Origin of the sequence: Mesorhizobium hunchu, assembly GCF_040081975.1 — a bacterium.
In the GTDB taxonomy this organism is placed as follows: Bacteria; Pseudomonadota; Alphaproteobacteria; order Rhizobiales; family Rhizobiaceae; genus Mesorhizobium; species Mesorhizobium hunchu.
On the sequence record NZ_JBEBMG010000010.1, the window covers coordinates 1 to 23,754 of the forward strand.

The window sequence follows — 23,754 nt, forward strand, 5'->3', positions numbered from 1 at the left end:
CCATTGCGGATCACATAGACGATCCCGCTCACGATCCGTCGGTCATCAACACGCGGCACGCCATGCGCCAAGGGAAAAAACGGCGAGATCCGAGCCATCTGGCGCGCGCTCAGCAGAAACAAATCACTCATCACAGCCTCCTCAAACAAGACTGTGAATCACATCTCAAATCAATTTAATAGGTCCTGAACCTAGTTGCTCGCCATGCGCGAGCCGTTCTGGCGGGCGAGCCATGCCCACCAGTCGTTCTCGTCGCCGTTGAAGGCATTGAGATCGACGCGGCCGTTGACGCCGTGCGAGAGACCGGAGCCCGAATATTGCCAGAATACCCAATCGCGTCCCGGGTAGACTTTCCCCGGATGGGCGGCCACGGACCGCAGCCAGAAGGGATAGTCCTGGAAAGCGCCTCTCAGGTTGTCGGCGTAGAAGTCCGGCGAAGTGTAGATGATGGGGCGCTTGCCGTAGTGACGCTCCAGCCTGTCCATGAAGACCTGCATCTTGTCCAACACATTCTTGTGCGAGGGCCGGCGCTTGCACGAAGATTCGTGGTTCCACTCGACGTCGATGACGGGCGGCAGCGCGTCCTTGTCCTTCGGCACATTGCGGATGAACCAGTCCGCCTGCTCGCTGGCCAGCCGGCACCAGTAAAAGAAATGGTAGGCGCCACGCCGCAGCCCCGCCTCATCGGCGTTGCGCCAGTTCTTGCGGAACATCGGATCGAGGTGGTCGCCGCCGTCGGTCGCCTTGATGTAGACGAAGTTGGCGCCCTGCGAGCGCAACTTTACCCAGTCGATGTCACCCTGCCAGCGCGAGACATCGACACCGTGCACGGCCAGATGCTTGGGCGAGCGCTTGCCGAAGTTGATCGGCTTGGCGTCACGAAAGCGCCGTTCGTGGACGACGCCGTGACGGACGCTGCGCGGCCGCGCGGGTCGTGCGGACGGAGTGATCGCAACAAGGCTCGCCGGCACCGGGCTCTCCGGCTCCACCAGAGCCGCGGGCTCCGAAGCCGGGAAATCGTCGGAAGCAGACGCGATGGCCTGTGTTCCAGCATCCCCCTCTTTCACGGCAGCGGCAGGGCGCGGGATGGAGCTGGTCGTCTCCAGCGATGGGCGCGGCACCATATCCTCAAGGCCTCCGCTCGACGCGCAGCCGGCGGCAACCAGACAAAGAAGCAACGATGTGAGAACGCCCGGAGAACGCATCTCGACCCTGTACGCAGAACAAAACAGACCGACGGCGACATGCCGGCGGGAGATCGCTCGTTTATGAACGATAAATTACCAAGAAAGATTGAATCGAAGTCTTAACGGTTGGGAGAAAGCAGCGGCGGCGCGCGAATCGTCGATCCGGGAAAACAAAAACGCCCGCAGCCTGGAGCCGCGGGCATTATCCTTACTCGTGCAATCTCTCCGCTGCTTTCTCCGGGAAATGCGGGAAGAGACTGAAAACCAGCGTTACAGGCACAAACGTCCGAAACCGCAACCCTTGTCGATGACATGGGCGGGCGGAATGCCGTCCTCGACGGCCTGCGTGCGGACACGTTCGAGCATCGAGCGCAGATGTTCGGGGCGCACGCTGTCTCTTTTCATGACGAGTTGTACCATCGGGTCGTTCAAAAGGTCGTCCAGGTGGGTATGGCTCTTTGTCATCGCGCTCTCCTCGTCATCCGCCGCCTTACCGAATGTCCTATAGATAGGAAGCGATCGTGGCTTGCCAATGATGATTAGACGGCGATCTCATGACGAGACGAAAAAATCCGTCAGGCGTCATGCCGGCGGCGCGCCTTGATATTGCGGCAGACCGTCGTCGATCACCACCCAGGGCTGCTTCGAGGCGGTCCAGATATGGATCTGCGGGCGGAACACGGACGGATCGTCCAGCGAACCGGTGGTGATCCCGATGATTCCCGCTCCGGCGCGCCTGGAGAACATGGTGGTCCCGCAGCCGGGGCAGAAACCGCGTTCGAGATCCGGCGACGACTTCGCCCAGCCCGCCGGCCCGTCGATGGGCACGGCCTCGACGGCGAAGAGCACGCGCGCATTGAAGGCGGCGCCGATCGCCTTCTGGCAAAGCCGACAGTGGCAGATGCGCTCGTTGATCGGCTCGCCCTCGGCGCGATAGCGCACCGCGCCGCAAAGACAGCCGCCCGTGTATTTGTCGTCCATCACATTTCCTCATCCGTTGTAGCAGCGATGATAGTGACGGACACAGGCCGATCCAACGAAAAGTCCTGATGGAGAAATCGATTTCGCTGCAGCGTACGAGCGTGGGCCGAGCCGTCGGCCGTCGACACGTAGTCCTTTGAGGCCCGGCGGTTACGGCATCCTTCCACGAAACCGATTCAATGGCGTCTGGCCTGAACCAGATAGGCGTCGATCGCCTCCTCGCCGAGCCACCTCATCGCCTCCAGCCGGTGCTGGCCCTCGACGAGGACGAAGCGCTTGCCGTCCTGGCGCACCTGGATCGGCGTCTTCAGCCCGTTCTCGACGATATCCTCGGCCAGCGCGCGCGCCGTTTCGGGATGCAGCAGTTTGCGGCGCGCCGTCGGCACGTAGATGTCCTCGATCTTGATCTTCTGGACCCTGAGCATCGTATGTCCTGCCTCCCCTGCCTCCCACAGTCATAGAGGCTTTGCCGGCTGCGGCCAATGGAAGTCGCCGCGCTGGCCCGATGCGCTTCCTTGACGTCCCGTGGCCGCATCGCCGAATGTCGGCTTCCCACAGGATCGCCATGACAGGTTTGCCGACAGAGTTCCCGGATTTCGGCCTGACGCCCGAGCAGCGCAGGCTCGCCGTGCGCAGCCACTATTACGAGCGGCCGGGCATGGACGGCGCGCGCGGCGAGATCTGGTGCTACAGCGACCGCTTTTCCTACCGGCCGGGCGACACGGTGCGATTGCGGGTGAGTTCCACCGCACCGCGCTTCGCCATCGAGATCGCACGCGACGGCGCGAGCGAAACGAAGGTCTTCCAACAGGCCGGAATCGCCGCGCGCTGGCAGGACACGCCGGACAATTGCTCTGTCGTCGGCTGCGGCTGGGAAACGGCGTTCGAATTTACAATCGGCGAGGATTGGCCTTCCGGCGGCTATCGGCTGACGCTCACGGTCGAAGGCCGCGACGGTGGGCCGATCCGCTGCCACCACATCCTGATCGTGCTGCCGAAGCCGGGCCGAAAGCCCGGCCGCATCCTGCAGGTCGCGGCGACCGGCACCTGGCTTGCCTATAACACATGGGGCGGCTCGAACCATTACGAGGGCATCACCGGACCGGAGCGCAACCAGTATTCGCCGACCGTCTCCACACAGCGGCCGTGGTGTCGCGGCTTCGTCGCTTTGCCTGACGACGCACCGCGCGTGCCGCTGGAAGTGGCGATGCCGCCCAAAACCGTGCCGCGCTACCCGCATATGGAATGGGCCTACGCCACCGGCCATTCCAAGAAATACGCCTCGGCCGGCTGGGCGAGCTACGACAGCCATTTCTTCCGGTTCGCCGAGAGGGCCGGCTATCAGGTCGACCTTGCCTGCCAGCACGACCTGCATTTTTCGCCGGAAATCTTGGCAGACTACGATTGCGCGGTGTTCGTCGGCCATGACGAATACTGGACATGGGAAATGCGCGACGCGGTCGACGCCTTCGTCGACCAGGGCGGGCATGCGGCGCGCTTTGCCGGCAACTTCATGTGGCAGACGCGGCAGGAGGACGAGGGCCGCAAGCAGGTCTGCTACAAGTACCGGGCGCGCGCCGAGGACCCTGTCTATCGCGGCGGCGACGTGACGCGGGCTACCAACTCATGGGAGGCGCCGGAGATCGGCCGACCGGGCTGCAAGACCTTCGGGTTGAACGCCTCGAACGGCGTCTATGCCGGTTGGGGCGGCTGCGCGCCGCGCGGGGTTCGCGGTTTCCCCGTCTACCGGCCGCAGCATTGGGCCTTTGCCGGCACCGGCCTCTATTACGGCGACCTACTCGGCGCCGAGAGCCACATCTACGGCTACGAGGTAGACGGGCTGGACTACGAGATGCGCCACGGCCTGCCCTACCCCAGCGCTACCAGCGGCGCACCGGACGGTCTGGAAATCCTCGCGCTCGGCATGGCCTGCCAGGTCGAGGAAAGCCCCGACGTGCCGCTTGAGGACCAGTTCTTCGGCGACGAGGATGGCCGCTTCATCGCCGAGACGCTTTATGGTGGAGCGAGCGACGAGAATCTCGAAAAAGTGCGCTATTCCAACGGTATGATCGTCAATTTCCGACGCGGCAAGGGCGAGGTCTTCCACGCCGGCACCTGCGAATGGGTGGCGGGGCTGCTTCGGCGGGACGCGATGGTGGAGCGCGTGACGAAGAACGTGCTGGACCGGTTTTTGGGACCTTGACTGGGAGGGCCACGGATTTTGGTTTCGACTTTACGGCGCCCCCCTCTGTCCTGCCGGACATCTCCCCCACGAGGGGGGAGATCAATCCTCGCGTCCACTTTCGCCAGTCTCCGGCATTGCAGAAAAGGCGCTGAGGCCGAAATTGCCAATCTCCCCCCTCGTGGGGGAGATGTCCGGCAGGACAGAGGGGGGCGCGAAGGAATGCAGCACACATCATGAGCACGCCCGCAAAACCCCACCTCTTCCACTTCACCCGCGCGCCTCGCCCGCTGATCGACCGGGCCGACGGCGTTTACATGTGGGACGCCACCGGCAAGCGCTATATCGACGGCTCGTCGGGTGCGGTGAACGTCAATATCGGCCACGGCAACCGCGCCGTGATCGACGCCATGAAGCGGCAGATGGACCGGGTGTCCTTCGCTTATACGATCCATTTCGAGAACCAGCCGGCGCTCGATCTGGCGCGAGATCTCGCCGCTCGCCTGCCCGGCCTCGACCGCATCTATTTCGTCTCGGGCGGTTCGGAAGCGGTGGAGGCCTGCCTGAAGCTGGCGCGGCAATGGGCCATCGCCACCGGCCAGCCGGGGCGTTGGAAGATCATCGGGCGCATGCCTTCCTACCACGGCATCACCATCGGCTCGCTCGGCGTCACCGGCGACGCGGTCCTGACGCCGGCCTTCGAGGCGATGGGCCGTGCGATGCCGCTGATCCCGGCGCCCATGCTTCACCGCGACTACGACAACCTGTCGCTGGAACAGCGCGGACTGCGCTATGCCGACATGCTGGAGGAGAAAATCCTGGCCGAGGGGCCGGAAAGCGTGGTCGCCTTCATCATGGAGCCGATCGGCGGAGCCGCCACTGCCGCGCTGGTACCGCCGGACAGCTATTTCGCGCGCATCCGCGCGATCTGCGACAAATACGACATTCTGCTCATCCATGACGAGGTAATGACCGGCATCGGCCGCACCGGCGCCTTCCTCGGCGGCGACCACTGGAACTGCCGCCCCGACATCGTCTCGCTGTCGAAGGGCCTGTCGTCCGGCTACGCGCCGCTCGGCGCCCTGGCGGCGTCGGAGCGTATCGTCGGCCCGGTGCTTGAAATGGGCGGCTTCCTGCACGGCCATACCTATGGCGGCAACCCGGTGGCCTGCGCCGCCGGCGGCGCGGTGCTTTCCGAGGTCGACCGGCTCGGCCTGATCGACAACGCCGCCGCGATGGGAGAGGTGTTGAAGACCGAACTGGAAGGCCTGTCGGCCCGCTTCCCCTTCGTCGGAGACATCCGCGGCAAGGGGCTGCTTCTCGGCGGCGAACTCTATGCCGATCCGGTGGCAAGGGTTCCGCTGCCGCGCGACCTCAATGCCAATGTGCGCCTCATCGACCTTGCTTTCGAACGTGGTCTCATCGTCTACTCCCGGCGCGTTAAGGGCGGGCCGGAGAGCGACAACTTCATGGTCTGCCCGCCGCTGATCGTGACGAGGGACCAGATCGGCGAGATCATGGGTCTGCTCGGCGACACACTGGAAGCGTTGGCAACCGAACTCGACCTGCCGACCAACAACTGACCGGGTCATCGCCGGGTCGAACAATCACCGAGGGGGAAAGAAGAAATGGCGTCAGCGCCCCGCAAGGTCATCATCACCTGCGCCGTCACCGGTTCGGTGCACACGCCGACCATGTCGCCGTACCTGCCGGTGACGCCCGACCAGATCGCCTCTGAGGCGCTCGCGGCTGCTGAAGCCGGCGCGTCGATCCTGCATCTGCACGCCCGCGACCCGCAGGACGGCCGCCCGACCGCCGATCCGGCCGTGTTCATGCAGTTCCTGCCGCGCATCAAGCAGGCGACCGACGCGGTGGTGAACATCACCACCGGCGGCTCCTCGCTGATGACGCTGGAGGAGCGGCTGGCCGCCCCGCTCCGAGCCGAACCGGAAATGTGCTCGCTCAACATGGGGTCGATGAATTTCGGCTTGTTCCCGATGCTCGACCGGCCGCGCGAGTGGCAGCACGAGTGGGAGCCGAAGTTGCTTGAAGCCACGCGCCACACCATCTTCAAAAACACCTTCGCCGACATGGAGACGATCCTTGAAAAACTCGGCAAGGGATGCGGCACGCGCTTCGAATTCGAATGCTACGACGTCGGCCACCTCTATTCGCTGGCGCATTTCCGCGACCGCAGGCTGGTCGAGGGGCCGCTGTTCATCCAGTTCGTCCTCGGCATCCTCGGCGGCATCGGCGCCGATCCGGAAAACCTCGTCCACATGAAGCGCATCGCCGACAAGCTGTTCGGCGACGACTACCGCTTTTCGGTGCTGGCGGCCGGCCGGGCGCAGATGCCGCTGATCTCGATGGCGGCGGCGATGGGCGGCAACGTGCGCGTCGGGCTGGAGGATTCGCTCTATGACGGGCGCGCGCTGGCGACCTCGAACGCCGATCAGGTGCGGCGCATCCGCAGCATCCTCGAAGGCCTGTCGCTGGAGGTCGCCACGCCGGCCGAGGCGCGCGACATGCTTGCGCTGAAGGGCGGCGACCGGGTGGCGTTTTGACCGGGCTCGTCATACGCCCCGCCCGCCCCGACGATGCCGAGGCCATCCACGCGGCGCTGATGGGCATCGGCGAGACGGTGGGCGAGGCCCACAAGATCAAGTCGACGCCGGAAGACATCCGCCGTGACGGGTTCGGAGAACGCCCGCATTTCTCGACGCTGATTGCAGAAATCGATTCAGAATTCGCCGGCATGTGCCTGTATTTCCCGATCTATTCGACATGGATGGGAAGGTCGGGCGCCTATGTTCAGGACCTGTTCGTCGACGCAAAATTCCGTGGGCTGAAGATCGGCGAGCAATTGCTGCGCGCTCTGGCGCGCGCGGTGCGCGATCAGGGCGGCGCCTATATTGAACTCGCGGTCGATACGGGCAACCATGCGGCGCAGCGCTTCTACGAGCGCATCGGCATCACCCACCGGGCGGATGATCAGGTGCATCGCATCACCGGCGATACCTTTTTCACCTTCGCCGACCGGGACAACAACAAGGGGATTTGATGAAAGCCATCTACGCAGCCGAACAGAAACGCCACGATCCGAAGATGTTCCTGTCGAGCGGCGCCCAGAAGCCGAATCCGGAACAGCCGGAGCGCGTCGAGCGGCTGCTGGCCGGCGCCAGGGCTGCCGGCTGCACGGTCGAGCGGCCGCGCAATCACGGCCTCGGGCCGGCCGCATCGGTCCACACACCGGAATATCTCGATTTCCTGGAACGCATCTACGAACGCTGGCAGCGCATCGAAGGCGCCTCGGCGGAAGTGATCCCCAATATCCATCCGATCGCCCGCGGGGGCATGCGTCCGGCCTCGGCCGTCGGCCAGGCGGGCTACCACATGGCCGACACGTCCTGCCCGATCTCGGCCGAGACCTGGGAAAGCGCGCTGTGGAGTTCATGGACGGCCGTCGAGGCGGCGCAAAGCGTGATGGCCGGCGCGCCGGCCGCCTATGCGCTCTGCCGCCCGCCGGGCCACCACGCCTTCGCCGACGTCGCCGGTGGCTTCTGCTTCATCAACAATTCGGCGGTCGCCGCGCAGACGCTGAGAAAGCAGGCGCCGCGCGTCGCCATCCTCGACGTCGACCTGCATCACGGCAACGGCACACAAGGCATCTTCTATGCAAGGCCGGACGTGCTGACGGTCTCTCTCCATGCCGATCCGATCCGCTTCTATCCCTTCTTCTGGGGTCATGCCGACGAGCGCGGCGACGGCCCAGGTCTCGGCTACAATTTCAATCTGCCGCTGGCGCGCAAATCGGGCGACGACGCCTTTCTCGAAGCGCTGGCGTCGGCGGTGCAACGCATCCGCGCCTTCGCGCCCGAGGCGCTGGTCGTGGCGCTCGGGCTCGACGCGTTCGAAGGCGACCCGTTCGGCGGGCTGTCGGTCTCGACGCCCGGCTTCGCGCGCATCGGCGAGGCGATCGCCGGGCTCGGCCTGCCGACCGTCATCGTGCAGGAGGGCGGCTATCTGTGCGACGAACTCGGCGACAACCTGACATCGTTCCTGACGGGATTCGGCGCCAAGCATCAGGCGGCGTAAGCGGCTTCGCCGCCGTCTGCCCTACGGGCAGGGGTTTCCCGTCCGCTGGTGTACGGCATCGACAGCTGCCTGCATCTCCTCGGTCCAGTTCACGTCGATGGCCGAAAGCGCGGTTTCAAGCTGGCCGATGGTCGTCGCGCCGACGATGCTCGCCGTGACGAACGGCCGGTTGAGCACGAACGCGCCAGCGAACAGCGCCGGCTCCATGCCGAAGGATCGCGCCAGCTCGTTGTATTCAAGCAATGTCTCGGCAGCGTTCGGCGTCTCGTAGCGCGTCCCGCGGTTGAACAGCGCGGTCCGCGAGCCTTGCGGGCGCGCGCCGTGGTCGTACTTGCCGGTCAGGTAGCCTTGCGCGAGAGGCGAATAGGCGAGCAGCGAGACCTGCTCGCGCTCGCAGACTTCCTCGAGGTTCACCTCAAAGGTGCGGTTGACGAGATTGTAGGCGTTCTGAAGCGAGGAAACGCGCGGACCTCCGCCCTTCTCCGCTTCGAAAAGAAAGCGCAGGACGCCCCACGAACTCTCGTTCGACAGGCCGAAGTGACGAATCTTGCCGGCCTTCACCAGATCGTCGAACACGGCGAGCGTCTCGGCGACCGGGGTTTCCGGATCGGTGACGGCGGCGGCGTCCGCCCGGCGGGCCGCGCCGGCGCGGGTCGGATTGGCGCCCCAGGGAATATCTCGATCCGGCCAGTGGATCTGGTAGAGATCGAGATAGTCCGTCTGGAGCTTGGCGAGCGACTTGTCGACGGCATCCATGATGTCGGCGCGGACTAGCTTCGAGGGACGTCCGCCGCGGAACCAGTCGTTGGCGGTGCGCCCGACCACCTTGGACGCGAGGATCACCTGGTCGCGGTTGCCCTTGGCCTTCATCCAGGTGCCGATGATCTTTTCGGTTCGCCCTTGCGTCTCGGCCTTGGGCGGGATCGGATAGAGCTCGGCGGTGTCGATGAAATTGACGCCGCGCTCGAAGGCGAGGTCCATCTGCGCGTGCCCGTCGGCCTCGGTGTTCTGCTGGCCCCAGGTCATCGATCCGAGGCAAATGCGGGAAACAACAAGGTCCGTACGACCGAGCCGGCGTGTCTGCATGAGGTAGTCTCCGGGGATTTCAGCGCGTGACCGCGCAGGAAGGAACCGGGAGAATAGAGAGGCGGGCCGCGTTGGCCAAGTGTCGGAAAGCGGGAATCTTGCAACAGAGCGCGGTCAGCGCTTGCGCAGCTTCCTGCGTGCGTCGTCGATCAGCATGTTGGCCACCTGCATACGTACGATCGCGCGCGAGCGCAGATGAGATTCGACACGATCCGGGTGGTTTTCGAAGGCGAAGCTGCGCCTAAGCCGGCCGAGTTCGGCGTCGGTCGCGGCCTGGTCGAGGCTGAGTTCGGCGGCGATCGATTCGGGATCGATCGGCGGCAGGTCGCGCTCGGGCGCAGACGCCTCGTCCGCGAGCGCCAGCCGGGCCTGTTCCAAAAGCGCGGCGAATTCGGCCGCCATATCGACGCCGGTCTCGCGGTATTCCGCCGCCAGAGCATCGCCCGACACTTTGATGCGGCCCGAATGAAGTTCGTCCACCACCGAAAGATAATCGAAGGGAATGGTCGGCGTGGCGGCGCCCTTCTCCGCCGCGTCCTGCTCCGGAGCGGTGAAGAGGTCGTCCAGAAGCGAAGCGAAATCACGCTTGGCACTGCCAGAAATGTCCGCCTCCCCCGATTCACGTCAATCTGGCCGGCACCATAAGCAGCGCTCGTTAAAAATGAATGCGCCCGGTGCGGGGCAATTTAGGCAATGCCGCCGTTTTCGCCGTTATCACTCGGGTGCAAGAAAAACCGGGTCGCTTGCGCGATCCGGAAAGTCGCCTGTTGGCGAGGGAAGCCGGCAAGGCCGGCATCATGAATACGTGCGAGACACGCAAAAGTTTCATCGTCCAGCGATCGGACAAAACGCCGCGCATGGCTGTTATGCGAAATGCTGCGCTGCACAATCACCATGAATCACCTATATGTGAAGCGGGAGGACCAATTAGGAGAGCCTGACCGTGGGGTTCTTGACAGAGATGTTCTCCCGGCCCCGACCAAAGGAGCAGGCGCGCTACCGCGCCGCCCTGGCCGTCGTCCATGCGATGAATAACGCCGACCGGACGGAATTCGTCCTCAAGCCGGTCGATTTTCCGCGTATCGCGCGCGAACTGGCGATGCGATGACCGTCAACGACCGCCGATAAACAGCGGCTTGCCGAGCGGCACGCCGTTATGGCGCAGGATGTCGTAGGCGGTGGTGACGTGGAAATAGAAGTTCGGCATGGCGAAATGCAGCAGATACTGCATGCCAGGCATGGCGATCTCCCGTCCGCCGAGCTTCAGTTCTATCGCCCGATCCTCCGAACCATCGATATCGCCGGCTGAAAAGGTTTCGAGATAGTCGATCGTTTTCGCGATCCGGGCCTGGAGATCGGCGAAGCTCGCCTCATCGTCCTCATATCGTGGCGCCGTCCGCCCGGCGAGGCGCGAAGGCGCGCCTTTGGCATGGTCGGTGGCGATCTGCACCTGGCGCGTCAGCGCGAACATATCCGGTGCGAGGCGGGCGTTTAGGAACACCTGCGGATCGATCTTGCGCGTCTGCGCATTGCGCTCGCCTTCGTTCAGGACCGCCGCAAGCGCCTTGAGGCGTGCTGCGAACACCGGCACCGACGCCTCGTACATCGAAATGGTCACGCCTGCTTCTCCCATGCCTGGAACCGCGACGAGATAGCGCCGATTTCGGCGATTTCGCAAGCGCCACCTCGCCGCCGCATTCGATGGTAGACTCGCGGCCAGCAGGAGGTCCCCAGCATGAATCCTATCGCCCTTGCCGCAACCGCCGCCGCCACGCTTATTGCCTGCGCGCATCCGGTCCTTGCGGCCGAGACCACCTATCTGGACGACCGGTCGAGCGCCGAATCGGTGATCCGCTCCCTTTACAACGCCATCGACCGGCACGACTACGCGCGCGCCTGGGGTTACTTCGGCGACGCGAAGCCGGCCAAGGACTTCGACAGCTTCGTCAAAGGCTATACCGAGACCGACTCGGTCAAAGTCCGCACCGGAGCGGTATCGGAGGAAGGCGCGGCCGGCAGCGTCTACTACTCGGTTCCCGTCGCCATTGAGGCGATCACCAAGGGTGGCGACGCCAAGGTGTTCGCGGGCTGCTACACGCTGCGCCAGGTCAACGGCGAAATCCAGGAACCGCCCTTCGATCCCATCCACATCGAAAAGGGCGAGTTGAAGCCTTCGACCGAAAGCCTCGACAAGGCGGTGCCGGAAAAATGCGGCGACGGCCCGCCGCCGCCGAAGAAGGATTCGGCGCTGGAGCAGGCAAAAAAGGCATTCCTGGCCAGTTACGGCGACGAATGCGATCAGGAGACACCCGACCACAAGCCGATCAGCGAACCGGCTGCTTTCACCATCTCCTACAAGGATAAGGATGCGGCGGAAAACGACCCAGACCGGACGGCCCGGCTCTTCCGCTTCTTCTGCCGGATGGCGGCCTACAACGAGAGCGCCTATTACTACCTCGCCGACGATACGGGCGAAGTGCGGCAATTGCAGTTCGCGGTACCGGAACTCGACATCCGCTACGAGAACGACAATCCAGAGGGCAAGGTGGATTCGGTTACGGTCACCGGCTTCCAGACCGAGGACGTCGCCATCAATTCCAACTACGACGAGAAGGACCGCACCATCACCACGGCCGACAAATGGCGCGGCGTCGGCGACGCGTCTTCTACCGGGCTATACCTTTTCCGCAACGGCGATTTCTCGCTGGTGAAGTACGACGTGGACGCGTCCTATGACGGCGAGGTCGATCCCCAAACCGTCGTGGACTACTACACCGCGCCGTGATCCTCACCGTTCCAGCGACAGCATCCAGTTGAGCGTTTCGCGCCAGTCCACCATGCGGATCGGCGTGCCGTGCGTGCCGGTCTCGAAGCGCGCGAAGCGGGTGGGGTAGCCGGGCGCCTTGGCCAGGATCGAGCGGAAGAACGCCTCCTGGTTGGCGATGGGGAAGACGGGGTCCTTGCTGCCTTGCCCGAAAAAGACGGGAACGCGCCGGCGGAAGGCCGGGCTGGCGAGAAAATCCTGATCCCACAGCGACCCGAGCAGCAGCAGGCCGTCGATCCGGCCGCCCGTATCCCGGCGCTCGGCCAGTTTCCAGCAGATATGACCGCCCATCGAGCCGCAGGCGACGAAGATCTTCGCGGCGGGCGACTGCTGTGCGTAGTGATCGATCAGGGCGGCGACCTGCGCCGCGCCCGTATCGCCGAAATCGGTGAAGTCGGGCGACAGGTAGAGGCCGCCATTGTCAGCCATCAGGTTCTTGATGCGGTTGAAATTGCCGCCGAAAGTGAAGTCGTCCGCACCCTGCCGGCGCGAACCGCCCTGCCCGTGCAGATAGAGCACGATCACCGACGCCCCTTCGGTCCTGCCGACCGCGATGTGGCGCACGTCGCCCGCATCGCTCTTCAGTTTCAGGTCGTTCTGCACCCGGCGCACGCCGAGCGACACATATTGCGACTGGACGCGCTTTTCGGGGATTTCGTCGCGCTGGTTGATGTCGCGCATCTCGCGGTAGTCGAAAACGCGATAGAGATCGCCTTTTTCCGAAGACAGCACCGCCGGATAGGCGAAAAGCTCGTCCTTGTAGGGTTTGAGCGTCAGCGCGGTGGCGGGCAGCGTCGGGGCAAGCAGCGCCGAGAACAAGAGCGCGAGAGACAGTGCGGGTCGAATTCTAAAAAGCCTTGCCATGCGGCATGGCTTGCGCGGTTCGTCGCGTTCTTGTCAACCGGGTGCGCGATCAATCCTGCAGGACGCCGCCGGCACTCGCCAGCGCCTCGCGCGTGTCGACATCCACCGAAGCGGCCGCGCCGATCTCGACATCGATCACGTCGAGTCCCCCCGCCTCGACCAGATGGCGCGCGCCGGTGTCGCCTTCCAGCGTCGCGACGGCAGGGAAGAGCGCGCGTGGCAGAAGGACCGGATTGCCGCGCTTGCCGGCATGCGTCGCGCGCACCACCGCCTTGCCGTCGGCGCGGACGAAGGCGTCGATCAACCGGTCGAGGTCCCGCGCGGCAATGCCAGGCATGTCGCCCAGCACGATCAACGCGCCCGCCGCATCGGCGGACAACGCGGCGACGCCCGCCTTCAGGGAAGACGACAGGCCCTCCGCATAGTCGGGATTATGAACGACGCGCAGGTCGAGTCCGGCGAGCGCCGCCTCGATCTCTGCCGTCTGATGGCCGGTGACCACCACCGTGGCGGCCGCCCGCGACGCCATCACCCGTTCGGCGGTGCGCCGCACAAGCGCCTCGCCGTCGAAGCGGGCCAGCAGCTTGTTCGGTCCGCACATGCGGCTCGACCGGCCGGCAGCGAGCAGCACGGCGTGGACCTTCGGGACTATCTTGCCCGGCGCGGATTCGCGCGGCGAGGTTTCGCGCGGCTGCGGACGGGTTGGGATCTCCATCAGGAGTCCGCCCACGCCCATGCCGGCGATGTCTTCGCTGGTGATGCCGATGCCGGAGGCAATGCGGTCCAGCACCCAGTCGAAGCCGTTGAGCTTGGGGCTGCGGGCGCAGCCCGGCGCGCCGAGTACCGGCTTGCCGTCGCGCTCTCCCAGCACAAAAAGATTGCCGGGATCGACCGGCATTCCCGACCGGAATACCGTGCCGCCGGACGCCCGGATGGCGGCGGGGATGACATCTTCCTCGGGATCGCTCATGGCCGAAGCGCCGAACACCAGCACCATGTCGTTGGCCGCCGACAGGTTCTCGATCGCCTCCGCCACCTCTGGCGTCGCATGGGATGTGCGGATTTCCTTCGAGACGATGCTGCCGGTGCGACCGAGCCGCTCCTCGGTGACGCGCAGCGTCTTATCCAGTACGCTCGCCTTCACGGTCGGCAGCGTGGTTTGCACCACACCGACGCGCATGGGGCGGTAGGCGTGCATGCCGAAGACCTCGTGCCCGGCGGCCAGCGCCAATATCTCTTTCAGCACCGCCTCCGGCACCGCGAAGGGAATGATCTTGATCGTCGCGACCATCTGGCCTTCCAGCATCGGCGCGAAGGCCGGCATCGTGGCGATCGTGATGCGCGGATCGACAAGGTTCATCCGATCGATCAGCGTCTTGTCGACGGTGAAGATGCCCGATACCAGCGCGTGAAGATTGACGCGGCCGGTCGCGGCGGGCCGCGCCTCGATGCCCCTGAAGCGCAGCGCCTCGGCGATGCGTGTTGCCGCTGCGTTCTCGTCGACATCGTCCGGCGCGAGAACGACGGCGACCACCTCGCCGATTCCGGCGGCACGTAACGCCTCGATGTCATCGCCGGTCAGCCGGTGCGCCTTGCGCAAGCGCCTGTCGCCCGCGACGGTGGCATGCGCGAGGATGGCGCCCTCGGCGTCCGCGACGGCGACCGGCCCGAATTTCACGCCGCACGGCCCTTCGCTTCCAGACCGCGCGAGCGGAAGGCCTGGATCATCTGCGCCAGCACGGCCACGGCGATCTCGGCCGGGCTGGAGGCGCCGATATCGAGGCCGATAGGCGCATGGATGCGCTCGATCTGGTCCGCCAGCGCACCGAGCGCCAGAAGGCGCTCCACCCGCTTCGCATGGGTCTTTCGGCTACCGAGCGCCCCGACATAGAAGCAGCCGGCATCGAGTGCCGCCTTCAGCGCGAAATCGTCGATCTTGGGGTCGTGGGTGACGGCAGCCAGCGCGGTATAGCCGTCCAGCGGTCGCGCCTTCAGGACATCCTCCGGCCACTCGGCTTCGAGCGTGACGTCGGGAAAGCGCTCGGCGGTGGCGAAGGCCGTCCGCGGATCGATGATCTCGACCGGATAACCGGCCACCCGTGCCATCGGCGCCAGCGCCTGACTGATATGCACCGCGCCGATCACCACCAGCCGGGGGCTGGGCAGGTGCGCGTTGAGGAACACCTGGCGCCCATCAGCCTCGACCGATCCGGATTGTCCGGTGCGGAAAGCGCGCGCCACGGCTTCGCCCAGTGCGCCATCCAGTTCGTCGCCTTCCAGCACCAGTCGGTCCGGTCCGCCGTCCATGTCGGTGACGAGCACCGCGGCGCGGCGGGCGCGGCGGGCTTCGTTCAGCCGCTTGAGAGTGCCGATATCCATCGTTCAGGAAAGCCTTTCGACATAGACCTTGATACGGCCGCCGCAGGACAGGCCGACCTGCCAAGCGGTCTCGTCGGCGACGCCGAATTCGAGCATTTTCGCCTTGCCGGTGTCGATCACGTCCATCGCGTCGGTCACCACCGCGCCCTCGACGCAGCCGCCGGAGACGGAGCCGTGGAAATTGCCGTCGGCGTCGATCACCAGATGGCTGCCGACCGGGCGCGGCGCCGAGCCCCAGGTCTCGACCACGGTGGCGAGCGCGACGGGCTTACCCTCTGCGACCCAATTCTCGGCGATCGCCAGAGGATCGCGCGCCTCGTCGATCGATGCCGGCATCTGTGCTGGGTTGTCCATGACTGAACCTCCTTGCAACGGCATGGAACCATGCCGCGTTATATATGGCTATGCCGCGCGCCTGGTTGCAAGCGCCATCCAGCGTTTCGGATCGACATTGGCGCCGCGCCGGCGGTCGAGCGACGCGACGAGATCGGCCAGCGCATCCAGATTGTGGACCGGCCGGAATTCGTCGACATGCGGCAGCATGGCGCGAACGCCGCGCGCCCGCGCCTCGAACCCGTCGAAGCGCAGCAGCGGATTCAGCCAGATCAGCCGCCTGCAGGACTTGTGCAGCCGTTCCATCTCTGCCGACAGGCCTTCCACGTCGTCACGCTCCAGCCCGTCAGTGATGAGCAGCACGACGGCGCCCTGCCCCAGCACGCGGCGCGACCACAGACGGTTGAACTCGGCCAGCGCCTCGCCGATACGCGTGCCGCCCGACCAGTCCTTCACGGCGGCGGAGCAGTCGGCCAGCGCCTCGTCCGGATCGCGATGGCGCAACTGCCGACTTATGTTGGTCAGCCGCGTGCCGAAGACGAAAGCGTGGACGCGCCGCCGCTTCTCGCTCAGCACATGCAGGAAATGCAGGAAGATACGTGTGTACTGGCTCATCGAGCCGGAAATATCGGCCAGCACCACCAACGGCGGGTGGATTTCGCGCGGTGAGCGGAATTTCGGCAGGATCAGCCCACCGCCGCTACGCGCCGCCGCGCGCATCATGGCGCGCGGATCGACACGGCGGCCGGCTGGATCGGCGCGGAAACGGCGCGTCAGGACCGTATCGAACGGCAGTTTCAAATCCGTGATCGCCCGGCGCGCATCGGTCAGTTCCCCGGCGCTCATCTGCGCAAAATCGCGCGTGCGTAGCACCTCGCTGCCGGAAAAGGTGAAGCTGGCGTCCACCTCGACCTCGGGCGTCTCCCGGACCGGCTGGTTCTTCTCATGGCCCTCGAACAGCGCCCGGCTGACGCGGTTCTCCGCTGCCCGCGGCTTTTCCGGCTCGCGATTGTCGGGCGCCACCGGCGAGAACATGGCCAGCATCTTTTCCACCAGTTCGCGCGACTTCCAGAACAGCCGGAACGCCTCGTCGAAGGTGGCGTGATCCTCGCGCCGCGACACCAGAACGGAATGCAGCGTCCAGTAGAAATCGTCGCGGCTGCCGATGCCGGCCGCCAGCACCGCCTCGATGGCGTCCTTCACCGAAGCCGGCCCGACCCGAAGGCCTGCCTTGCGCAGCGCACGGGCGAAATAAACGATGTTGTTGGCGATGCGGCCGGCGCCGCTGCCATCTGAGATTTCCGATTGCATCACAGGCCTTCAGGCGGAAAGCGGCATCAACCGAAACACGCGCGCCTCATGACTGGCCGACGCAAGGTCGCCACGCTTGAGCGCTGCCCGCACGCGGTCGAGTTTCAGTGCGTCGTCCTTCGAGAGATAGGGGCCCCACGCATCGTCGTCGGGGCTCAATTCGACCTCGACCTCCGCAGCGTATTTATCGGTATGCACGAAGCGCAGAGATTTGCGGTTCATTTCGGCTTCCTCCTCAGGAAATCCGGGCTCCATTTTTCGGGATCCGGGCGGTATGCCGTGATCAAGGTAACCATATCCGGCGCGTTCTTGGCGAGACCCCACAAGGCATGCACCGGACCTCCGTCATCCAAGAGCTGGAATAGAAGAACACAAGGGCCTTTGTGATAATCCTGATACTCCTCGACGATAACAGCCATTGGCAAACCGCCAAGAACTTCGCCGAAAGAAATATCATCGTTGGCGAGTTCATCAAAACCGTGCGCCGAAACACGAACGTTTCCTCTCGCCGCCAGTTGCTGAATTCCGGCAAGCAAGGTGCTCATCATTCAGCCGCTGCAAGTTCGGCCTTGACCTCGTCCAATATCCGTCTGCCCTCGCCCTGGCCGATGCGGGCGATGTCGTCCTGATATTTCAACAGCACGCCGATCGTGTCGGAGATCGTCTCCGGGTCGAGCGCCACCTTGTCGAGTTCGTGCAGCGCGCCGGCCCAGTCGATGGTCTCCGCGACGCCCGGCGCCTTGAACAGGTCGACCTGCCTCAGTTTCTGGATGAAGGAAACCACCTCGGCCGAGAGCCTGCGGTTGGCCTCGGGCACCTTGCGGCGCACGATTTCCAGTTCGCGCTCGGCGTCGGGATAGTCGACCCAATGATAGAGGCAGCGCCGCTTCAGCGCATCGTGAATCTCGCGCGTGCGGTTGGTGGTGATGATGACGAGCGGCGGCTCCTCCGCCTTGATGGTGCCGAGTTCGGGGACGGTCACCTGGAAATCGGAGAGGATTTCCAGCAGGAACGCCTCGAACGCTTCGTCGGTGCGGTCGAGTTCGTCAATCAGGAAGACTGGTGCTGCGCCCGCCTTGCCGGTGAGCGCGTCGAGCACCGGACGCCTGATCAGGTATTTTTCAGAGAAGACATTGCGCTCCAGGGCGGCGCGCTCGACCTCACCGGTCGCCTCCTCCATGCGGATCTCGATCATCTGGGCCGCATAGTTCCACTCGTAGACGGCGGAAGAGACGTCGAGCCCCTCGTAGCATTGCAGGCGGATCAGCCGGCGGCCGAGCGCGGATGCCAGGACCTTGGCGATCTCCGTCTTGCCGACGCCGGCCTCGCCTTCCAGGAACAACGGCCGCCTCATGCGCAGCGACAGGAACAGCACGGTCGCCAGAGACCTGTCGGCCACGTAGTCGGCGCCGGTCAGCAGCGCCAATGTCTCGTCGATCGTGCGCGGCAGGGCGCGCGGTTGTGAGGCGGTCTTGGTCAAGATCGAAACGGGTCCGGTTTCCCGCCGGCGCGGCCCGGCGTCAGAGGCTGTGATAGCTGCGGTCGTGATAGATCAGCGGCTGCAAATTATCGCCGATGCGCAGCCCTGTCACCTTGCCAAAAAGCACACGATGGGTGGCAAGGTCCTTGTGGTCGACCAGTTCGCAATCGAAGACGGCAAGTGCGTCCTTCAGCGTCGGCGCGCCGGTCGAGATCACGTCCCATTCGCCGAGCGCGAAGCGTTCGTCCGGCGACAAGCCGGTCAACCCGGAAAATCCGCTGGCAAGCGCCTGATGATGCGAGGACAGCGTGTTCAGCGCAAACCGGCCGTTGACGAGGAACGGCTCGTTCTTCGGGTTCTCCCGGTTCAGGCAGGCAAGCACCATCGGCGGCGAGTCGGAAACCGAGCAGGCGGCGATGATGGTCGCGCCGCGCCGGCCGCCCGGGCCGTCCGTGGTCGCCACATGGACGTGACCGGCGAAATGGCTCATCGCGTCGCGATAGGCCTGCGGCCCTATGTCGTTCTTCGTCAGCACCAATGATCGTCCAAGTCGGAGTTGCCCGCTATGTATGACCGAAGCCCGGATGCTACAAGCAAAGTGTTAATGCGGCCTCTCGCCATTGTGTCGTGTTGCACGCAAGCCGGCCAGGCTTTAGGAACCTTGGCGCCAGAGAGCGCAGCCTGCGCAAGAAAGCCGACCTCCGCGATGCGAACAGCCCTCGCCCTAGCCGCCAGCGCCTGCCTGCTGATGTTCGGCGAAGCGCATGCCGAGCCGCTGGCCATCGGCGTAGCGGCGCCGTTGTCCGGCCCGTTGGAGAGCCTTGGCTCGCAGGTGCGGACGGGTGCGGCGATCGCGGCAGGCAGGCTCGACGCCAGGATAACCGCGGTCGACGATTCCTGCACGGCCGAGGGCGGCCGCGCCGCCGCGCAAGCCTTCGTCGAGGCGAAAGTGGCCGGGGTCGTCGGCTTCCTGTGCACGGACGCCATCGAGGCGGCGCTGCCGGTCCTGAAGGACGCGAACATTCCGGTCATCACGGTCGGCGTGCGCACCGAAAGCCTGACCGACCGCCGCGCCAAGACTGGCTGGCCGGTCTATCGGCTGGCGCCGCGCGGCGATGACGAGCGCAACGCCGCCGCCTCGCTGTTGACGCAGCTTTGGCGAGACCGTCTCTTCGCGATCGTCGACGACGGGACGATCTACGGCCGCGAACTCGCCGAGACCGTGCGCAACGGCGCCGAGCAGGCCGTCTTGAAGCCCGTGTTCATCGATACCTACCGCCCCGACAGCGACAACCAGATCGGCCTCGTCGGACGCCTGAAGCGGGCCGGCGCGGCAAGCGTCTTCGTCGGCGGCGACGGCGGCGACGTCGCCGTCATGGCCCGCGATGCGGCCAAACTGGGCGCGGATATCGTCTTCGCCGGCGGTGAGGCGCTGCGGTCCGCCTCGGAGGATATTCCCTATGCCGACGGCACCCTGATGATCTCCCTGCCGGAGTGGGCGGACGTGGCGGACCCTGCCGCGCTTGATGCCTTCAAGACCGCCAACGTGATCGCGGAAGGCTATGCCCTGCCCGCCTATGCGGCCGTCGAGATCGCCGTGGCCGCTGCTGGAAAGGCCGGACGGGACGACAGGCCGGTCACGGCGGAACTGGCAGGACAGGATTTCACCACCGCCATCGGGCCGATCCGGTTCGACGAAAAGGGCGATCTTTCCGGCAATCCCTACCGGCTGTTCCGCTACGAGGGCGGCCGGTTCGTGCCCGCGGAGGAACAGTGATGCCGCGCACCGGCCCCAGAAACCTGATTACCGATGTGGCCGGCCTGAGCGTCGGCAACGCCGGGGACGCCAGACTGAAATCCGGCGTCACCGCCGTGATCTGCGACAAGCCGACGGCCGCCGGCGTCCAGGTGCTGGGCGGCGCTCCCGGCACGCGCGAAACCGACCTGCTCGAGCCGCACAACATGGTCGAGGGCGTCAACGCCATCGTGCTTTCCGGCGGATCGGCCTTCGGGCTGGACGCGGCATCGGGCGTGCAGGCCTCGCTGCGCGAAAAGGGCGTCGGCTTCGATGCCTTCGGCCATATCGTGCCGATCGTGCCTGCGGCCATCCTGTTCGACCTCGTCAACGGCGGAGACAAGGAGTGGGGGCGCTATTCGCCCTATCGCGAACTTGGCTATCAGGCCGCCCGGGCGGCCGACGCGGTCTTCCAACTCGGCAGCGTCGGAGCGGGAACGGGCGCTACGACCGCCGGCCTGAAGGGCGGGCTGGGATCGGCATCGACGGTTCTGGAAAGCGGAATAACGGTGGGCGCGATCGCGGCAGCGAACGGGGTGGGCTCGGTGACAGTCGGCGCCGGCCGCCATTTCTGGGCGGCGCCTCATGAGATCGGCGAGGAATTCGGCGGATTGGGTTTCCCGCATCCGCTTCCGGCGGAAGCCCAGGACATCCGGCTCAAGCGGCGCAGTCTCGACCCGATCGAGAACACGACGATCGCGGTGATCGCGACAGACGCGGTGCTCAGCAAGGCGGCGTGCAAGCGGCTTGCCATCGCCGCGCATGACGGCTTCGCCCGCGCGATCTGGCCGACGCACACGCCGTTCGACGGCGATCTGGTGTTCGCGCTGGCGACAGGTACGAGCGGTATCGAACCCGATCCTGCGGCCGCGATCGAACTCTACGCAGCCGCTGGCGCGACGATGTCCCGCGCCATCGCGCGCGGGGTTTATTCGGCGACGGCGACGGAGGGCGACACGCTGCCGGTCTGGTCCGCGCGCCGATAGGTTCGATCACGTCGGATCAGATTTTTCCTCGAGGAATTCGTCGATCGTGACATCCGCATTGGCCGAAAGCCGAACCTTGTCGCCTTCAACGGCGGCCACCAGGCTTTTCGGGAGATAGTGATGGTGGCCCTTGTGGCTTCCCATGCCGCTGTCGGCCTTGGTGAGCTTGAGGCGGTCGCCCTCGACCCGGTCGACGGTGCCGATATGCACGCCATCGGCACCAATGACTTCCATATGCTCGCGAATGTCGCTCATGACAAAACTCCGTTTCTGCACCCCTGCAACGGTCTGGGCGGCATTTGGATGCGTCGAGCGCAACAAAAACGCTGCGGCGGCCACTGCACGCAGCCATGATAGTCCGAATTCGCCAGGTCGGAGAAGCCCCGATGCCGCTTGCGGCGGCAGTTCCGGTTGCCCGCCGGATTCTCCGCGCGCCGGTCTGTGCTTCGCCGGTGCACACGTTGAGGATTGCCGTTCGGTCTGTTAGGAGGCGGCGACGGCAAGACATCGATGCGCGCCCCACCCGACAAGCCAAGTAAGGGTTTACCTATGATCCCCCGCTACTCCCGCCCCGAAATGGTCGCCATATGGTCGCCGGAAACGCGCTTCCGCATCTGGTTCGAGATCGAGGCGCATGCCTGCGACGCGCTGGCCGAGCTCGATGTCATTCCGAAGGAAGCTGCGAAGACCATCTGGGAAAAGGGCGGCGCGGCGGAATTCGACGTCGAGCGCATCGACGAAATCGAGCGCGTCACCAAGCACGACGTCATCGCCTTCCTGACGCATCTGGGCGAGTTCGTCGGGCCGGATGCCCGCTTCATTCATCAGGGCATGACCTCGTCGGACGTGCTGGATACCTGCCTCGCCGTACAGTTGACCCGCGCCAGCGACATTCTCCTGGCTGACATCGACGCCCTGCTCGCCGCCCTGAAGAAGCGCGCCTTCGAGCACAAGGACACCGTCACCATCGGCCGCAGCCACGGCATCCATGCCGAACCGACCACCTTCGGCATCAAGCTGGCGGAAGCCTATGCAGAATTCTCCCGCGCCCGCGAGCGGCTGGTGCATGCGCGCGAGGATATCGCCACCTGCGCCATTTCCGGTGCCGTCGGCACCTTCGCCAATATCGATCCTTACGTGGAAGAACACGTCGCGGCAAAGATGGGGCTGAAGCCGGAGCCGGTCTCCACGCAGGTCATCCCGCGAGACCGCCACGCCATGTTCTTCGCCACGCTCGGCGTGATCGCCTCCTCGATTGAGCGTCTTTCCATCGAAATCCGCCATTTGCAGCGCACCGAGGTGCTGGAGGCGGAGGAGTATTTCTCGCCCGGCCAGAAGGGCTCGTCGGCCATGCCGCACAAGCGCAACCCGGTGCTGACGGAAAACCTCACCGGGCTCGCCCGGATGGTGCGCTCCTACGCCATGCCGGCGATGGAGAACGTGGCGCTCTGGCACGAGCGAGACATTTCGCATTCCTCGGTCGAACGCATGATCGGGCCTGACGCGACCATCACGCTGGATTTCGCGCTCGCCCGTCTGACCGGCGTGATCGACAAGCTCCTGGTCTATCCGGACAATATGCTGAAGAATCTGAATCGCTTCCGCGGACTTGTTCACTCGCAGCGCGTGCTTCTGGCACTGACCCAGGCAGGACTGTCGCGCGAAGACGCCTATCGGCTTGTCCAGCGCAACGCCATGAAAGTGTGGGAACAGGGCAAGGACTTTTTGGAGGAACTGCTGGTCGACAAGGAGGTGACGGCCGCGCTTCCGGAAGCCGAGATCCGCGAGAAATTCGACCTCGGCTATCATACCAAGCATGTCGATACGATCTTCAAGCGGGTGTTCGGCGAAAGCCGGGACGCCGCGTAGCCGCTCCTGGATAAGGACTGTGGCCGACAAAGCACACAACACCTGGCGCGACGCGATGGTCGGAACCGGCGATCCCACGTAGACGTTTAAGGCGGAAAGACAACCATTTGGAGGTGTCATGCCGGGCGTCGTCAACATGCCGGAATTGCACGAACTGCCGCCAGAGAAGGACGGCGGCGACCGCAACACCCGCAAGGGTCACTGGGGCTGGTTTCTCAAGGGTTTCGTGGCCGCCGCGCTTATTTTCGGCACCTTCCTCGCCGCACAAAGTTGGCTTGCCTCATCGCACGCGACCGATACCGACGGATCACAGATCATCGAAGGGAATTGATCGGCACGGCCGAGCGCGCGACACTCGTCCGCGCACCGCACCATGACGGTA

General features: G+C 65.0%; 30 protein-coding genes. 11 read left to right on the top strand and 19 right to left on the bottom strand.

Annotation, left to right across the window (positions count from 1 at the left end; genetic code table 11):
* The 5 genes from ABMA46_RS16505 to ABMA46_RS16525 form a co-directional block, all read right to left on the bottom strand.
* Positions 1-131: transposase (locus ABMA46_RS16505; protein ID WP_425475763.1), on the bottom strand; the 131-nt coding region annotated here is incomplete at its 3' end.
* A gap of 60 nt (positions 132-191) precedes the next feature.
* Positions 192-1,205, bottom strand: coding sequence for a glycoside hydrolase family 25 protein (locus ABMA46_RS16510; RefSeq protein WP_349000974.1), 1,014 nt, complete (start codon positions 1,203-1,205; stop codon positions 192-194).
* A gap of 252 nt (positions 1,206-1,457) precedes the next feature.
* On the bottom strand, positions 1,458-1,652 hold the full coding sequence (locus ABMA46_RS16515; RefSeq protein ID WP_349000975.1) for a hypothetical protein: 195 nt from the start codon (positions 1,650-1,652) through the stop codon (positions 1,458-1,460).
* A 117-nt stretch (positions 1,653-1,769) separates the two neighbouring features.
* The gene (locus ABMA46_RS16520) at positions 1,770-2,168 is read right to left on the bottom strand and encodes a GFA family protein (RefSeq protein ID WP_349000977.1); all 399 of its coding nucleotides are present in this window, start codon (positions 2,166-2,168) and stop codon (positions 1,770-1,772) included.
* A 176-nt stretch (positions 2,169-2,344) separates the two neighbouring features.
* On the bottom strand, positions 2,345-2,593 hold the full coding sequence (locus ABMA46_RS16525) for a ParB N-terminal domain-containing protein (RefSeq protein ID WP_349000979.1): 249 nt from the start codon (positions 2,591-2,593) through the stop codon (positions 2,345-2,347).
* Between the two features lie 140 nt (positions 2,594-2,733).
* Between ABMA46_RS16525 and ABMA46_RS16530 the strand changes: the two genes are divergently transcribed.
* The 5 genes from ABMA46_RS16530 (at position 2,734) to ABMA46_RS16550 (ending at position 8,445) form a co-directional block, all read left to right on the top strand.
* A complete protein-coding gene (locus ABMA46_RS16530) occupies positions 2,734-4,371 on the top strand; it encodes a N,N-dimethylformamidase beta subunit family domain-containing protein (protein WP_349000981.1) in 1,638 nt (545 codons plus the stop codon).
* Positions 4,372-4,586: 215 nt separating this feature from the next.
* Positions 4,587-5,933, top strand: a complete 1,347-nt coding sequence (locus tag ABMA46_RS16535; protein ID WP_349000983.1) for an aminotransferase family protein — start codon at positions 4,587-4,589, stop codon at positions 5,931-5,933.
* Between the two features lie 45 nt (positions 5,934-5,978).
* A complete protein-coding gene (gene kce / locus ABMA46_RS16540) occupies positions 5,979-6,914 on the top strand; it encodes a 3,5-dioxohexanoate:acetyl-CoA acetone transferase (RefSeq protein ID WP_349000984.1) in 936 nt (311 codons plus the stop codon).
* Positions 6,911-7,411, top strand: coding sequence for a GNAT family N-acetyltransferase (locus ABMA46_RS16545; RefSeq protein WP_349000986.1), 501 nt, complete (start codon positions 6,911-6,913; stop codon positions 7,409-7,411). The genes kce and ABMA46_RS16545 overlap by 4 nt, the downstream gene beginning before the upstream one ends.
* Positions 7,411-8,445, top strand: coding sequence for a histone deacetylase family protein (locus ABMA46_RS16550; protein ID WP_349000988.1), 1,035 nt, complete (start codon positions 7,411-7,413; stop codon positions 8,443-8,445). Before ABMA46_RS16545 ends, ABMA46_RS16550 begins: the two co-directional genes overlap by 1 nt.
* A gap of 21 nt (positions 8,446-8,466) precedes the next feature.
* Here ABMA46_RS16550 and ABMA46_RS16555 read toward each other — a convergent pair whose 3' ends face one another.
* The 3 genes from ABMA46_RS16555 to ABMA46_RS16565 form a co-directional block, all read right to left on the bottom strand.
* Positions 8,467-9,531 (bottom strand): aldo/keto reductase, encoded by a 1,065-nt coding sequence (locus ABMA46_RS16555; protein ID WP_349000989.1) that lies wholly within the window; start codon positions 9,529-9,531, stop codon positions 8,467-8,469.
* A 114-nt stretch (positions 9,532-9,645) separates the two neighbouring features.
* Positions 9,646-10,014, bottom strand: coding sequence for a hypothetical protein (locus ABMA46_RS16560; RefSeq protein WP_349000990.1), 369 nt, complete (start codon positions 10,012-10,014; stop codon positions 9,646-9,648).
* Positions 10,015-10,217: 203 nt separating this feature from the next.
* Positions 10,218-10,427, bottom strand: a complete 210-nt coding sequence (locus ABMA46_RS16565) for a hypothetical protein (protein ID WP_349000991.1) — start codon at positions 10,425-10,427, stop codon at positions 10,218-10,220.
* Between the two features lie 47 nt (positions 10,428-10,474).
* Here ABMA46_RS16565 and ABMA46_RS16570 point away from each other — a divergent pair, with 47 nt between their 5' ends.
* Positions 10,475-10,639 carry a hypothetical protein gene (locus ABMA46_RS16570; protein WP_349000992.1) on the top strand — a complete coding sequence of 55 codons (165 nt, stop codon included), beginning with the start codon at positions 10,475-10,477 and terminating at the stop codon, positions 10,637-10,639.
* Between the two features lie 3 nt (positions 10,640-10,642).
* Here ABMA46_RS16570 and ABMA46_RS16575 read toward each other — a convergent pair whose 3' ends face one another.
* Positions 10,643-11,149, bottom strand: a complete 507-nt coding sequence (locus ABMA46_RS16575; protein ID WP_349000993.1) for a DUF1993 domain-containing protein — start codon at positions 11,147-11,149, stop codon at positions 10,643-10,645.
* 117 nt (positions 11,150-11,266) lie between these two features.
* On the opposite strand from ABMA46_RS16575, the gene ABMA46_RS16580 reads away from it, so the two are divergent.
* On the top strand, positions 11,267-12,316 hold the full coding sequence (locus ABMA46_RS16580; protein ID WP_349000994.1) for a DUF1176 domain-containing protein: 1,050 nt from the start codon (positions 11,267-11,269) through the stop codon (positions 12,314-12,316).
* A gap of 3 nt (positions 12,317-12,319) precedes the next feature.
* Here ABMA46_RS16580 and ABMA46_RS16585 read toward each other — a convergent pair whose 3' ends face one another.
* Genes ABMA46_RS16585 through ABMA46_RS16625 form a run of 9 tightly spaced genes read right to left on the bottom strand, consistent with a single transcriptional unit; the run spans position 12,320 to position 19,257 of the window.
* The gene (locus ABMA46_RS16585) at positions 12,320-13,219 is read right to left on the bottom strand and encodes an alpha/beta hydrolase (protein ID WP_349000995.1); all 900 of its coding nucleotides are present in this window, start codon (positions 13,217-13,219) and stop codon (positions 12,320-12,322) included.
* Positions 13,220-13,268: 49 nt separating this feature from the next.
* The gene (locus tag ABMA46_RS16590; RefSeq protein ID WP_349000997.1) at positions 13,269-14,897 is read right to left on the bottom strand and encodes an NTP transferase domain-containing protein; all 1,629 of its coding nucleotides are present in this window, start codon (positions 14,895-14,897) and stop codon (positions 13,269-13,271) included.
* Positions 14,894-15,598 (bottom strand): XdhC family protein, encoded by a 705-nt coding sequence (locus ABMA46_RS16595; protein WP_349000999.1) that lies wholly within the window; start codon positions 15,596-15,598, stop codon positions 14,894-14,896. The genes ABMA46_RS16590 and ABMA46_RS16595 overlap by 4 nt, the downstream gene beginning before the upstream one ends.
* Positions 15,599-15,601: 3 nt before the next feature.
* Positions 15,602-15,952, bottom strand: a complete 351-nt coding sequence (locus ABMA46_RS16600) for an XdhC family protein (protein ID WP_349001000.1) — start codon at positions 15,950-15,952, stop codon at positions 15,602-15,604.
* A 48-nt stretch (positions 15,953-16,000) separates the two neighbouring features.
* Entirely contained in the window at positions 16,001-17,242 is a 1,242-nt protein-coding gene (locus ABMA46_RS16605; protein ID WP_349001001.1) for a vWA domain-containing protein, read from the bottom strand.
* A gap of 9 nt (positions 17,243-17,251) precedes the next feature.
* Positions 17,252-17,464, bottom strand: a complete 213-nt coding sequence (locus ABMA46_RS16610) for a hypothetical protein (RefSeq protein WP_349001002.1) — start codon at positions 17,462-17,464, stop codon at positions 17,252-17,254.
* Positions 17,461-17,790 (bottom strand): DUF4258 domain-containing protein, encoded by a 330-nt coding sequence (locus ABMA46_RS16615; protein WP_349001003.1) that lies wholly within the window; start codon positions 17,788-17,790, stop codon positions 17,461-17,463. The genes ABMA46_RS16610 and ABMA46_RS16615 overlap by 4 nt, the downstream gene beginning before the upstream one ends.
* Positions 17,787-18,722: an AAA family ATPase gene (locus tag ABMA46_RS16620; RefSeq protein WP_349001004.1), complete on the bottom strand. Its 936-nt coding sequence runs from the start codon at positions 18,720-18,722 to the stop codon at positions 17,787-17,789. Before ABMA46_RS16620 ends, ABMA46_RS16615 begins: the two co-directional genes overlap by 4 nt.
* Positions 18,723-18,762: 40 nt before the next feature.
* Complete coding sequence (locus ABMA46_RS16625; RefSeq protein WP_349001005.1) at positions 18,763-19,257, bottom strand: flavin reductase; 495 nt, start codon at positions 19,255-19,257, stop codon at positions 18,763-18,765.
* Positions 19,258-19,428: 171 nt separating this feature from the next.
* Between ABMA46_RS16625 and ABMA46_RS16630 the strand changes: the two genes are divergently transcribed.
* Entirely contained in the window at positions 19,429-20,499 is a 1,071-nt protein-coding gene (locus ABMA46_RS16630; RefSeq protein WP_349001006.1) for a branched-chain amino acid ABC transporter substrate-binding protein, read from the top strand.
* Positions 20,499-21,503 (top strand): P1 family peptidase, encoded by a 1,005-nt coding sequence (locus tag ABMA46_RS16635; protein ID WP_349001007.1) that lies wholly within the window; start codon positions 20,499-20,501, stop codon positions 21,501-21,503. The genes ABMA46_RS16630 and ABMA46_RS16635 overlap by 1 nt, the downstream gene beginning before the upstream one ends.
* A 6-nt stretch (positions 21,504-21,509) precedes the next feature.
* On the opposite strand, the gene ABMA46_RS16640 is transcribed toward ABMA46_RS16635, so the two are convergent.
* Positions 21,510-21,758: a DUF2171 domain-containing protein gene (locus ABMA46_RS16640; RefSeq protein WP_349001219.1), complete on the bottom strand. Its 249-nt coding sequence runs from the start codon at positions 21,756-21,758 to the stop codon at positions 21,510-21,512.
* 294 nt (positions 21,759-22,052) lie between these two features.
* Between ABMA46_RS16640 and purB the strand changes: the two genes are divergently transcribed.
* Together purB and ABMA46_RS16650 are read left to right on the top strand one after the other, a co-directional pair.
* Positions 22,053-23,372: an adenylosuccinate lyase gene (gene purB, locus ABMA46_RS16645; protein WP_349001008.1), complete on the top strand. Its 1,320-nt coding sequence runs from the start codon at positions 22,053-22,055 to the stop codon at positions 23,370-23,372.
* Between the two features lie 118 nt (positions 23,373-23,490).
* The gene (locus tag ABMA46_RS16650) at positions 23,491-23,703 is read left to right on the top strand and encodes a hypothetical protein (protein WP_349001009.1); all 213 of its coding nucleotides are present in this window, start codon (positions 23,491-23,493) and stop codon (positions 23,701-23,703) included.
* Positions 23,704-23,754: the final 51 nt, after the last annotated feature.